The organism is Novosphingobium rhizovicinum (genome assembly GCF_040813635.1).
GTDB classification, from domain to species: Bacteria; Pseudomonadota; Alphaproteobacteria; order Sphingomonadales; family Sphingomonadaceae; genus Novosphingobium; species Novosphingobium rhizovicinum.
Genome location: NZ_JBFNXR010000034.1, coordinates 22,172 through 33,354, shown reverse-complemented (window position 1 = coordinate 33,354; position 11,183 = coordinate 22,172). Strand labels below are relative to the sequence as shown.

The following is an 11,183-nucleotide window of genomic DNA, read 5'->3' as shown; positions in this document are numbered from 1 at the left end:
AAACCAGTCGTTCGTTCATGGTCTGATGCGGGGCTCGTACGACCAGGATCAAGGCTGTCGACTGGCGCTACGTTGACACCTTTGTTGCGGTTAGCCGATTGGCCTGCGACTGCTGGTGTCCCGAAGCAATAGCGAAGGCTATTCGCGAACGAGCCAGGCGAATGCGCAACGCAAACGCGCCGCGGCATCTTTCTCGAAGGGGGCCCCATGTGCAAAGATGACTCGCCGGGGCTGCAGTCGCACGATCTTTTGCACCTGAGCTTTGGCTTCGCTTCCTCCCAGGCGCAACGCTGTCCGCACGTGCAACGCCGTCGTTCCACGCGTTCCCGCTGCAGCCCGCGCGACCATTCGGGCAAGCGGCGCGAGCTTCGAGGCCTCCAAGTTCTGGATGAGGTCACACAGCAGCAGCGTGGCCGAGGGGCGGTGAAAAAAGAAGCACTCCTCGAAGCCACCGCCACCGGCGACCAGTCCCTGTTCGATCACGTCGCGCCATTGTGAAGGTGCGTCTTCCCCAAGGTCCCGGTCGATGCGCGTGCCAGAGGTCTGCACCTGTGCACGATCACGAAGGCCCGGCACTGCCCAACTCGTTGCTTCCGGAAAGGCAGCCTGCCAGTCGCGCAGATACAGCCAGTGAGCGAAGGTTGGAGCGATCAGATGCGCAATCCGCCCCAGTGCGGAGATGCTCGCCGTGAGCTCGGCCGTGCAGCGGGTGGGCGAATGGAGCATGAGATCGCCGTTCGGCAACCGGATGATCGTCATCCGCACCGGCAGGCACAGGCCACTCGCGGTGATCGTTGTATCCACGATCCAGAGATCGTCGCCTAGCTGCTTCAGCTTGTCGAGTGGGAGGTATCCGACCCGGGTCTCGTCCCACTCGCTCTGCGATTTCGATGCCTGGCGGTAGAGAACCAGCGTGCCTGCAGTAGCGAGGGCAGAACCCAGGGCTATCGTCGTGTGGCGTCCAAGTGCCATATCGTCACTCCCTCACGAAGCGAAGGCTTTAAGCAGAGGTTCGGTTCCGAGAAGCTGACAATAGCCTCCGTTCGAAGAGTCGAATTCGCTTGCTGATAGCTGTCGGTCGTTCAGGTACCTTCACTTGGCTGCCGAGCAGTTTACAAGGTGCTTTTTCGCAACGCAATGGATGAGCTATGATCAGACTCTTGCTGGCGATGGCGGTGCTAGTCCCTGCGGTATCGGCCGCGGCTCATCCGATGCTTGCCGACTTCGACTATGGCTGGCCGGTACAGCGCTATCCGCTGACGAGCCAGCGCGAAGCCATGGAAATGGCATATTTAGATATCCGCCCGCCAGGCGCTAATGGCCGAACCGTCGTGTTGCTCCACGGAAAGAACTTCTGCGCTGGCAGCTGGGAAGGTACGATCCGCCGACTTGTTGCGGCCGGCTATAGGGTGGTGGCACCCGATCAGATCGGCTTCTGCAAATCGAGCAAGCCCGCGCGCTACCAATACGGGCTGCACACGCTCGCCGCCAATACCGCCGCCTTAGTGGCGTCGCTTGGTGTCGAGAAGCCAGTGGTCGTCGGCCACAGCATGGGCGGTATGCTGGCAATGCGGTACGCATTGCAGTATCCCGAGGCCGTGTCGAAGCTGGTGCTGGTCAACCCCATCGGCCTCGAGGACTGGCGGGCCATGGGCGTTCCTAATGCAACAGTAGACTCGCTGTACGAGGGCGAGCGCAAGACAACCCGCGCCAGCATCAAGGCCTACCAGCAGGCAACCTATTATGCCGGCGAATGGCGGCCTGAGTACGATCGCTGGGTCGACATGCTGGCCTCGATGTACCTGGGTCCGGAGGGCGAGGTCGTCGCATGGCATCAGGCCTTGACCGCGGACATGGTTTTCAACCAGCCGGTCATCCATGAACTGGAGCGCGTCGCAGTGCCAACGGTGCTGATGGTCGGCGAGAAGGACAATACCGCCATAGGCAAGAACCGAGCCGACAAGGTATTAGCGGCGCGACTGGGAAACTATCCGCTGTTGGCACGCGAGGCGGCGCGGCGAATTCCCGGCGCGCGGCTGATAGTCTACCCGGATTACGGCCATTCGCCTCAGATCCAAGCGCCAAACGCATTCCATACCGACCTTCTAGACGCGCTTCGCTAAGGACCGCACGGCTTTTGCAATATGTGCATGGGCGCCAACATTCCAGTCCTTGCAGCTGTATGATGCGTGTCATGACAGCGGCCATACGTTCATAGGCAGCATGCGCGCTTGGATCGCAGGCCTTGCATCTAAGGCTTGCCTGATTTCGGTCGAAGCTGCAGCCAAACCTATCGTAGCGATGGTTACCGTGAATCACGCTGCCACAGGCGCATACACCGGCATCGCTTGTCAGCGATCAAGGTCGGCTTCCTTGAAGACCGGGATGGCGGAGACCGGCTTCATCAGAACCAGCGGGATCAAGCGATCCGTGCTCTCCTGATATTCGGCATAGGGCGGATAGATCGCGACCATCTGATCCCAGATCCGCTGCCGCTCGGCGCCAGAAGGCTCGCGCCACGTGGCACGGAAGGCTTGCGTGGCAACCTGGACCTCGACCTCGCTCGCCGCTGCGATGTTGAGATACCAGGCGGGATGTGCCGGCGCGCCGCCTTTCGAGGCCACGATGACGATCTCGCCTTTGGCCATGCCGTAGATCAGCGGCAAGATCAGTGTACGACCGGTCTTGCGACCGACGTGCTTGATCAGACAAATCGGTTGATAGCCTTCGGCGTTGATCGGGCCGAAATCGAAGAAATGGCCTTCCGTGCCGCCGGATTGAAGGTAGCGCCGCAGGTGCTGCTCCTGCCAGTCGTGCATGCCGGGCGGCGGGGTGTCTGTCGCGCTCATTGAGGACTTCTCCGCTGAGATGTGGGTCGTGCGGGCGGGGCCGCCGCGGCCGATTTGCCCTACCCAAACGCCCGCAGCGGCGTAAGGTGGCGCGAGTGTGGATCGAGCCATGTAGATTGGCACTTGCGGTTAACGATGCCGGCGGAGCGGATGCCTGCCGTTTCCGAGCGCTAATGCCGTTTGCACTGCGGCTGCGCCATTCGAGTTCGGCGCTTTTCCGCATCGATCCCTCTGCGGATGTCTCGAGGAGCTTGAAGAGTGTAGGAAGGACCAGCAACATTGCGCAATACCGTCGGGAAAGCGTGCGGCGTAATGCGTTGCGATTACCAATCTGTAATGATTGATTGCTGTGCGGCGATAAGGCGGTGGGGTAGCGGAGCAGCCGTGTAAGGACAAAGTGATTAGCCCGCCGATCCGGCCGTGGCGCCGACCCAAGGTCTGATCTTGTCTTTGCCCCTGTTCAAGACGCTGCGCGCCGATTTTTCGGCGTCGATCGTTGTTTTTCTTGTTGCCCTGCCTCTGTGTCTCGGCGTTGCTCTCGCCTCCGGGGCCCCGCTCTTCTCAGGCGTGATCGCCGGTATCATCGGGGGCATCGTCGTTGGTGCGCTGTCCAAATCGCCTTTGTCGGTCAGCGGCCCGGCCGCCGGTCTGACGGTGATCGTCTTCACCGCGATCGAGCAATTACCATCATTCGAGGCGTTTCTGCTCGCGGTGATGCTCGCCGGCGTGATCCAGATCGCGCTCGCTGCAACCCGCTCGGGCATTGCCGCCGAATTCGTTCCCTCCTCAGTCATCACGGGCATGCTCGCGGCGATCGGCCTGATCCTGATCCTCAAGCAGGTGCCGCACGCGCTTGGGTATGACGGCGATTTCGAGGGCAGCTTTGAATTCACGGAGGCGGGTGGCGCCAACACCTTCTCGGCGATCATCATCGCCGTGCGTGAGCATCTGTCCCCAGGCGCCGTACTGATCGCGCTGGCCGGTCTCGCCTTTCTCTTCTGGTGGGACAAGGCACGTCCAAAGGACGGCCCCTTGCGCTTCGTGCCCGGTCCACTCGTCGTGGTGTTGATCGGTGTCGGCGGCAATCTTCTGCTCGGTATGCTCAAGCCGAATTGGCAACTGGGTGCGTCGCACCTCGTGCAAGTCCCGGTTGCCAACAGCTTCGGCGAGTTCACCTCGTTCTTCGCCACTCCGGATTTCTCCCAGATCGGCAACGGTGCGGTTTGGACCATCGCTCTGACGCTGGCGATCGTTGCCAGCCTGGAGTCCCTGCTCAGCGTAAAGGCCGTCGACGAGCTCGACCCGCAGCGCCGTACCACGCCCAAGAACTGGGAAATGACGGCGCAAGGTTGCGGCAACATCGTGTCCGGCCTGATCGGCGGTCTGCCGATCACCTCGGTGATCGTGCGCTCGTCAGCAAACGTCGATGCAGGCGCGCAAAGCAAGCTCTCGACCATGCTGCACGGCACCTGGCTGCTGCTCAGCGTTGCGTTGATCCCGTTCCTGCTCAACTTGATCCCGCTGGCCGCCCTCGCCGCCGTGTTGATCGCGACGGGCTACAAGCTGGCGAAGCCCAAGCTCTTCATCGACCGCTACAAGCAAGGCTGGACCCAGCTCGTACCGTTCGTCGTCACGATCGGCGCCATCCTGTTCACCGATCTGCTGATCGGCATCGTTATCGGCTTGGTCGTAGGCTTCGTCTTCGTCGTGGCACGCAACTTCCGCTCGGCGATCACCTTCGTCTGTGACGACGGCGATTGCCTGATCCGTGCGCGCCGTAACCTGTACTTCATCCACAAGTACGAGCTTCAGAAGGAGCTGAACCGGGTTCCGGACAACGCCAATCTGCTGATCGATTTGTCGTCGACCAGCTATGTCGATCTCGACAACGTCGATATCATCAACGCCTTCATCAAGGGCGCAGAATACCGCAGCATCGCTGTCACGGTGCGCGGCGACATCGCCGAACGCAGCGCGCCGCTGATCAACGCACCGACCTCGGGAATCCGCTTCTCATGAAGAACTACAAGCAACTGCTTCTCGCCAACCGCGCCTGGGCGATCGAGTTGGTCGAAGAGAAGCCCGACTTCTTCGAACGCCAGTCGCATGGGCAAAAGCCAGAGTTCCTGTGGATCGGCTGTTCCGACAGCCGCGTCAGCCCCGAGCAAATGACCATGACGCCCCCCGGCGGTATGTTCCTGCACCGCAACATCGCCAATCTGGTCAATGACGACGATCTCAACCTGATGTCGGTACTGCAATATGCAGTGACCGTGCTGGGCGTGAAGCATTTGATCGTCTGCGGCCACTATGGCTGCGGCGGCATCAAGGCGGCACTCGATGGCGGCACGACCGGGCCCGTGGACACGTGGCTGCAAACCGCACGTGACGTCGCTAGCGACCACTGGGAGGAGTTGGGCAACCAGCCGACGCCGGAGACGAAGGTCAATCGCTTCGTCGAGTTCAATGTGCGCGATCAACTTGTCAATCTGGCGCGCACCGTTACCGTGCAGGATGCGTTCGCGAAGAAGCAGGATCTGTGGCTGCACGGGTGGGTCTACGATATTCGTGACGGCCGCATCAAGCCGCTCATGGAGATCGACCGAGATACGGCGCTAGAGGCGGTGCCGCATCCCCAGCGCGTGCTGCTCACCAACGCCGAGATCAAAGCTGCACCAAATCCCGCCGACGACTAGCGAGGCGGTTGGCCTCGGCCGAGTGTCGCGATCCCGCCCTTGGGAACGATGATATTCAACGATGAACCTGTGCCACTTCCCGGTGGGGGACCTGCTGGGGTCAAGAGATGTGCGCGCTGCGTTGCGTCACAAACAGTGCAGCGCGTCCGCTTCCAGGGCCCCCAACAAGGCTTTGGGATCGACCGTGACCACACTCGTTTGGCCGATCCGCCGCAAGTAGAAGAGGGTTGCCGTGCGGATATAAACCGTGCGCTCGTTTCCTTGAATACCCTGTTCTATCGTGTCGATGTCGTAGGTCCCGGCAAGTTGGGTTTCATCAAACTCGGGGAGCTTGAAGGCCGCTCGGAAGGTCACCGTGGACCGCGTCGTGCGCTCGTTCATGTCGATTACTCCTGGCGGATGAGACGCGCGGAGGCCGCGAAGTTGCGGAGCGCTGATATTGCGGCCAAGCACTCGGCGTCCGTCTCGTACGATCCACTTTGCGCCAGCACGGCGCCTGATGATGAGCACAGACGCCAGCGCCACCGGATGACCGATGCTCCGCTTCCCTTGTGGTCCTCGCAGTAAAGCTCGAACTGGCACTGGCCATCGACCTTCGGCTCGCCCGCGGGCCTCGTCTGGTCTCCGATACGCCCGAGCCTTGATGAGCTGCCTTCCAGAGGCACTCGGTTAAGCTCGGCCATCGTATATTCTCCTAAGCTAGCGTTAGCTGCGTTTGTCGGCTCTCGTGACTACGCCCTTGAGAGAAGGATTCGATGCATTCGGTTTTACTGGCGCAGGCTTCTTCGGCTTTCGGATCTCTTTGTTGCTCTTCTGCTGACTCTTGGCCACTTCGTTGCTCCTGCGATGACAATATTGCCCCTCCGGGCGGATTTAGGCGAGCTTAGGCGCGGTAGAAGGCAAAGCGCTTCACCGGGGTGGTGATGAGGTACTTCTTCAGCTCCAGCCGGATTTCCTCGGCGCCGGCGCCGGTTGTGCACACGAGATGGCAGCCACCCTGAGGGAGCGGCTCCATTGCGCTGATGGAGACACCGGACTTCCCGCAAAGCGTCCTGACCTGCGCCTCGGAGAGAGAAAGGTTCATCGCGCGGCTCATGAGAGCGCAGCCGTCGCCGCGCGAACTGCCGTCCATCCGCAAGCTGCCGCTGCCCCAAGCTCGTGTCGCACGTCGTCCATGGGCAGCAGAATGCCATCCAGCGGTAGTCCAGTATCGCCGTCGCCGACATTGTGAGCCGGGTTGATGGCGACTTGCTGTTGAGATTGGATGAGGTTCACGAAAGTCTCCCGTCTTGTAAGCGGGAGCACTGCGTCTCTCAGCCGCGAGCGCCTACCTGCGCCACCTCGCGATAAATCTCATATAGCTACGCCCCGGGCGAATTGTAAGGCGCGAGCATATAGGTTGCGTGTTGAAGGCAGTTGCGAAGCCAGGTCGCATTTCCCTTCGCCCGGCGCTCTCAGAGACAGCCTGAGATATGGCTCGCGCGGCTATGCGGTAGTCGCATCTACAGGGAAGAACCGGTCGACGATGTTGCGAGCTAACCGTGCAGGCCGGAGCGTCTCCGCGTCGACGCAGCACCAGCTTGAGCGGACCTCAGCCAGGACTTCCTCGCCTCGCCGGATGATGGTCTCGTAGAATATACGGGCGCCATGCACCTTCTCGAGGAGCACGGTTGCGATTACGTCGCCGCCGAGGAAGGCCGGCGGCTGAATAATGGACCGACGATGGTGCTCAATCAAGATCATGTCCACGGCGTTGGCTTGTCCTGACAGGCAGCTTGTGGACGGCGAGAGCAAGAAGCTGCCGTTTTCACAGGCGCAACGAAGACGGCTGCCGCTAACATTGCGGACGTTCAGTGCGCGCTTAGGGAAACCTGTAAGCTGACGTTGGTTCACATTCGACCTGCGGGACGTGCTCGGTGGCTCGACCAAGGATTGAACCGTGCCGCTCGCATTCCCACGTCTCATCCGAGAAGACCTGAGGATTCAGATATGGCCGGTGGATGGTCGCGCGACGGAGCAGTGCAAGATCAGATCGACGACACCGTGAACGACGCGGTTCGCGGGGCTCGCGCACGGATGCCCGCCGGTGAAGGGCTCGAGGATTGTGAAGAGTGTGGCGAGGTGATCCCAGTTCGTCGGCGAGAAGCACTACCGGGTGTTCGCACCTGCGTATCGTGCCAGGGGGCTCGGGATAAGACGGTGGTCCACTCCCAGATCAACCGCCGCGGCAGCAAAGACAGTCAATTGCGGTAAGGGCAGCAGCCGCCGGCCTTCCGAACGTTCAGCTGCTGATTTGGGCTGCCCGAAACCTGCCGTAGGTTCACCCGGCCCGAAACCTGCGGTAGGGCCGGATGCCGAACTTCCGCTATCGGACGGCAACCCTGAATAGCTGACCTTCAACAGAGCTGTTATGCGTTCCCATGGGGATCCTGCATCCTTGGATTGCACCGGGGCTCCGGGTGAAAGATAGGCAGACCATGTCCCGGCTCGATCCATTCCATCTGATCCTCGCCAACAATCTGGTGCAGAACGTGATCAATTTCACAGTCTGGTTCGCGCTGGTGTTCTGGGCGTTTCTGGAAACGCGTTCGGTAACCGTCACCGGCATGATCGGTGGCATATACTTGGTCTTCACCGCCGGGTTCGCGATTTGGTTCGGCAGCCTGGTGGATCACAACCGTAAGAAGCGCATCATGCTGGCCTCCAGCGCGGGATCTTTTGTTCTCTATGCCGCTTCACTCGCGGCTTATTTCTTCGCGCCGAAAGAGGCGCTGGTACGGGTCGACGGCGCCACGTTGTGGGGGTTTATACTTCTCGTGATGCTGGCGGTGATCTGCGGCAATATTCGTATGATTGCGCTGCCCACGCTGGTCACCGCGCTGATCGAAGAGGACAAACGCGACAAAGCCAACGGGCTGGTCGGCATGGTGACCGGGGTCGGATTCCTGCTGACCTCAGGCATCAGCGGCTTTCTGGTCGCATGGGATGGAATGCGAGGTACGCTGGTGCTGGCAATCGGCTTCACGGCGCTTGTCTTCTTGCACCTGCGTACGGTGCGCGTCAGCGACCCGGAACCGATTTCGTCCGCGCCGGGGGCGCGCAAGGAAGTGGACCTGAGGGGTACAATCCTCGTGGTTGCCGCAGTGCCGGGGCTGTTCGCGCTGATCTTCTTCACCACTTTTAACAACTTCCTGGGCGGCGTGTTCATGGCGCTGATGGACGCCTATGGCTTGTCGCTGATGGAAGTGCAGGAATGGGGCCTGCTGTGGGCGCTCGCCTCGTGCTCCTTCATTGTCAGCGGGCTCATCATCGCCAGGACGGGGCTGGGCAAGAATCCGCTGCGCACGCTGCTGCTGGTTAACCTGATCGTGTGGACGGTGGCGAGCGTGTTCACCATCCAGTCATCGATCCTGCTGCTGGCGGTTGGCTGCGTGATCTGGCTGTTCCTCGGGCCCTATGCCGAGGCAGCCGAGCATACTACGCTGCAGAAGGTCGTGCCCTACGAGCGGCAGGGACGGGTGTTCGGCTTCGCACAATCCATCGAGCAATCCGCAGCGCCGCTAACAGCGTTCCTGATCGGCCCGCTGACGCAATTTCTGGCTATACCTTTCATGACCACGGGCGCGGGTGCCGAGGCGATCGGCGATTGGTACGGAACTGGGCCGGAGCGCGGCATGGCCCTGGTGTTCAGCGTCACCGGCGCACTCGGCGCGGTCATGACCCTGATTGCGTTCAGTTCACGGCAGTATCGTCAGCTTTCGACGACCTATGCAAGTGCGCCTGAAGAGCGCAGCCCTTCCTCGCCCAACGGAGGGATAAAGGGGAGCTTTGCGGCACTCGCGGAAGACGGCGCCGAGCACTCCCAAGGGCCTCCCGGCAGGGAAAGCTAGTCTAATCTGCTAAGCCCGAAAGTCAGCGCTGTCGAAATCGACATTCACTAGCCGGCGGCTCTTGGGTCGGCTGCTGTCGAGCAGCGTTCTGAAGCCAACGGCGTAGTTGCAGCCGTTCGCCACGATCGGCGAACTGCGCCAACATAGCCGTCGTTCGCCCGATCAAATCTGCGCGTTGAAAGCCGCCACCCATTCATCCGCCGCTCCACGTCCGCCGAAAACCGCTAGGATGGAGCGGATCTGAGAGTTACGCACATTCGCCTGTGGTCGACAGCGCGATGCACACGATCAACCCTCGCCGTCCATGAAAGACGCCGTAGTCGAACTATGACTACTCGCCGGGGACCACTATTGCTCGAACAACGTCACTGCGACTATCGTTTGGCCCGGCTAGAGCAACTGACTGAGGCTTCAGATGTGTGATTGCGTCGAGATCGCATCCAAGTTCCTTCTGAACATCGGCTCAGGTGGCATCGACGTCCGGCATTATGCCGATGACCTCACTGCATGGTCACCACTTATGGGGACTATTCCCCGTGAAGAGTACCTTCCGAAACTTAAGACGGTCAGCGAGGTTTGGCATCGTCCGCTGGAAGTCACGATCGACACGATTACGGCTGAGGGCAGTCGTGTTGTTCTCCAGGCCCGATCGAACGGCAGGCTCTACGATGGACAGGAGTATGCGAACACCTACCTGTTCCTCTTAGAGTTCGATGACCAGAATCGCATCCGTCACGTGCGCGAGTACTTTGATCCCGACCCCGTGCGCGAAATCCTGCAGCCCGCAGTCCAGCGGTGGAGAGAGCGCGAAATCACCTAGTCTTAAACACTGTACGCCCGACACGACCAGCTTACGTCGCCTTGGCGACGGCCGCGCGCACATTGGCCGCATGGGCGAGGTGCTGCTCGAGCGACGTAAAGCCCATGCCCATGGTCGAAACCGCGGCATGTGTGCCGCCGACGTCTGCCCAGCGGCCGACCGTGTCCTGTACGGCCAGGGCCGAGCGCGCCCGCAGCATGTTGCACCGAAGCTCGAACGGCTCGTTCTCCCGGCCCTCCTTAGCTAGCAGATCACGAAGCCTCGTTATCTGTACAAAGGCGTCAGCGGCCCCGTCTGCAAAGATAAAACCGTCCCCTATCCGTCCTGCTCGCCGAAGCGCAATGTCGGCAAACCCGCCCAGAAGAATGGGTATGGTGCGGCGCGGACGTGGATTGAGAGCCACGCGATCAAGGCTATCGAAGTGGCCCTCAAAAGAGACCAACGGTTCGGTCCATAGCTTACGTAGCAGCCCAATCTGCTCGTCCATCCGCTTTCCCGCGAGGGCGAAGTCCTGACCGAGCACATCGTATTCCACGTAGTTTCACCCGGTGCCGACCCCCAGGGTGAGCCGACCCGCTGAAAGAAGGTCGACATCGGCAGCTTGCCGGGCGACCATTGCTGTCTGGCGCTGCGGGAGGATGAGAACGCCGGTAGCGAACTCTATCCGCTTAGTGATCGCAGCCGCGTACGTGAACATGACGAGTGGATCATGGAACGGATCGTGCTCGGTGTAAGGCCCGTTCAGTTTCGGTTCGCGGTCATGGTTCGCGCCAACGACATGGTCGTACGCGAGGAGGTAATCGTAGCCCATGCTCTCGGCGGCGGATGCGATCTGCCCCACTGCCGCGGGATCGCCTTGCAGTTCCGTCTGTGGATAGATGAGCCCTATCTTCATTCTTCCGTCCCTGTTCGAATGTCAAAGGCCGCT

The 11,183-nt window shown here is 60.9% G+C and carries 12 protein-coding genes and 2 pseudogenes; 6 read left to right on the top strand and 8 right to left on the bottom strand.

Features of this window, described 5'->3' with window-relative positions:
* Positions 1-138 precede the first annotated feature (138 nt).
* On the bottom strand, positions 139-972 hold the full coding sequence (locus tag ABUH87_RS10600; RefSeq protein ID WP_367773309.1) for a DUF4336 domain-containing protein: 834 nt from the start codon (positions 970-972) through the stop codon (positions 139-141).
* Positions 973-1,148: 176 nt separating this feature from the next.
* Between ABUH87_RS10600 and ABUH87_RS10595 the strand changes: the two genes are divergently transcribed.
* Entirely contained in the window at positions 1,149-2,123 is a 975-nt protein-coding gene (locus tag ABUH87_RS10595) for an alpha/beta fold hydrolase (protein WP_367773306.1), read from the top strand.
* Positions 2,124-2,351: 228 nt separating this feature from the next.
* On the opposite strand, the gene ABUH87_RS10590 is transcribed toward ABUH87_RS10595, so the two are convergent.
* Positions 2,352-2,849 carry a nitroreductase/quinone reductase family protein gene (locus ABUH87_RS10590; RefSeq protein WP_367773358.1) on the bottom strand — a complete coding sequence of 166 codons (498 nt, stop codon included), beginning with the start codon at positions 2,847-2,849 and terminating at the stop codon, positions 2,352-2,354.
* Positions 2,850-3,293: 444 nt separating this feature from the next.
* Here ABUH87_RS10590 and ABUH87_RS10585 point away from each other — a divergent pair, with 444 nt between their 5' ends.
* Both ABUH87_RS10585 and ABUH87_RS10580 read left to right on the top strand, forming a co-directional pair.
* Entirely contained in the window at positions 3,294-4,868 is a 1,575-nt protein-coding gene (locus tag ABUH87_RS10585) for a SulP family inorganic anion transporter (protein ID WP_367773356.1), read from the top strand.
* Positions 4,865-5,545, top strand: a complete 681-nt coding sequence (locus tag ABUH87_RS10580) for a carbonic anhydrase (protein WP_367773354.1) — start codon at positions 4,865-4,867, stop codon at positions 5,543-5,545. The genes ABUH87_RS10585 and ABUH87_RS10580 overlap by 4 nt, the downstream gene beginning before the upstream one ends.
* A 126-nt stretch (positions 5,546-5,671) precedes the next feature.
* Here the strand turns inward: ABUH87_RS10580 and ABUH87_RS10575 are convergent, their stop codons facing one another.
* The 5 genes and pseudogenes from ABUH87_RS10575 to ABUH87_RS10555 form a co-directional block, all read right to left on the bottom strand.
* Positions 5,672-5,926, bottom strand: a complete 255-nt coding sequence (locus ABUH87_RS10575; RefSeq protein WP_367773352.1) for a hypothetical protein — start codon at positions 5,924-5,926, stop codon at positions 5,672-5,674.
* Between the two features lie 5 nt (positions 5,927-5,931).
* Positions 5,932-6,228, bottom strand: a complete 297-nt coding sequence (locus ABUH87_RS10570) for a YegP family protein (protein WP_367773350.1) — start codon at positions 6,226-6,228, stop codon at positions 5,932-5,934.
* Between the two features lie 200 nt (positions 6,229-6,428).
* Complete coding sequence (locus ABUH87_RS10565) at positions 6,429-6,629, bottom strand: hypothetical protein (protein ID WP_367773348.1); 201 nt, start codon at positions 6,627-6,629, stop codon at positions 6,429-6,431.
* 8 nt (positions 6,630-6,637) lie between these two features.
* Entirely contained in the window at positions 6,638-6,820 is a 183-nt protein-coding gene (locus ABUH87_RS10560) for a hypothetical protein (protein WP_367773346.1), read from the bottom strand.
* Positions 6,821-7,030: 210 nt separating this feature from the next.
* A pseudogene (locus tag ABUH87_RS10555) lies at positions 7,031-7,246 on the bottom strand (acyl-CoA thioesterase family protein); the annotation flags it as partial.
* A gap of 288 nt (positions 7,247-7,534) precedes the next feature.
* On the opposite strand from ABUH87_RS10555, the gene ABUH87_RS10550 reads away from it, so the two are divergent.
* The 3 genes from ABUH87_RS10550 (at position 7,535) to ABUH87_RS10540 (ending at position 10,255) form a co-directional block, all read left to right on the top strand.
* Positions 7,535-7,798, top strand: coding sequence for a DksA/TraR family C4-type zinc finger protein (locus ABUH87_RS10550; RefSeq protein ID WP_367773344.1), 264 nt, complete (start codon positions 7,535-7,537; stop codon positions 7,796-7,798).
* Between the two features lie 224 nt (positions 7,799-8,022).
* Positions 8,023-9,435, top strand: coding sequence for an MFS transporter (locus ABUH87_RS10545; protein WP_367773342.1), 1,413 nt, complete (start codon positions 8,023-8,025; stop codon positions 9,433-9,435).
* A 415-nt stretch (positions 9,436-9,850) separates the two neighbouring features.
* Positions 9,851-10,255, top strand: a complete 405-nt coding sequence (locus ABUH87_RS10540; RefSeq protein ID WP_367773340.1) for a nuclear transport factor 2 family protein — start codon at positions 9,851-9,853, stop codon at positions 10,253-10,255.
* Positions 10,256-10,286: 31 nt separating this feature from the next.
* Here ABUH87_RS10540 and ABUH87_RS10535 read toward each other — a convergent pair.
* Positions 10,287-11,150, bottom strand: a pseudogene (locus ABUH87_RS10535) (LLM class F420-dependent oxidoreductase).
* Positions 11,151-11,183: the final 33 nt, after the last annotated feature.

Excerpts from the sequence above, each read along its gene's own strand:
- ABUH87_RS10575 (WP_367773352.1), bottom strand. The coding sequence starts at position 5,926 with ATGAACGAGCGCACGACGCGGTCCACGGTGACCTTCCGAGCGGCCTTC.
- ABUH87_RS10590 (WP_367773358.1), bottom strand. The coding sequence starts at position 2,849 with ATGAGCGCGACAGACACCCCGCCGCCCGGCATGCACGACTGGCAGGAG.
- ABUH87_RS10595 (WP_367773306.1), top strand. The coding sequence starts at position 1,149 with ATGATCAGACTCTTGCTGGCGATGGCGGTGCTAGTCCCTGCGGTATCG.
- ABUH87_RS10540 (WP_367773340.1), top strand. The coding sequence starts at position 9,851 with ATGTGTGATTGCGTCGAGATCGCATCCAAGTTCCTTCTGAACATCGGC.
- ABUH87_RS10570 (WP_367773350.1), bottom strand. The coding sequence starts at position 6,228 with ATGGCCGAGCTTAACCGAGTGCCTCTGGAAGGCAGCTCATCAAGGCTC.
- ABUH87_RS10565 (WP_367773348.1), bottom strand. The coding sequence starts at position 6,629 with ATGAACCTTTCTCTCTCCGAGGCGCAGGTCAGGACGCTTTGCGGGAAG.
- ABUH87_RS10580 (WP_367773354.1), top strand. The coding sequence starts at position 4,865 with ATGAAGAACTACAAGCAACTGCTTCTCGCCAACCGCGCCTGGGCGATC.
- ABUH87_RS10600 (WP_367773309.1), bottom strand. The coding sequence starts at position 972 with ATGGCACTTGGACGCCACACGACGATAGCCCTGGGTTCTGCCCTCGCT.
- ABUH87_RS10545 (WP_367773342.1), top strand. The coding sequence starts at position 8,023 with ATGTCCCGGCTCGATCCATTCCATCTGATCCTCGCCAACAATCTGGTG.
- ABUH87_RS10550 (WP_367773344.1), top strand. The coding sequence starts at position 7,535 with ATGGCCGGTGGATGGTCGCGCGACGGAGCAGTGCAAGATCAGATCGAC.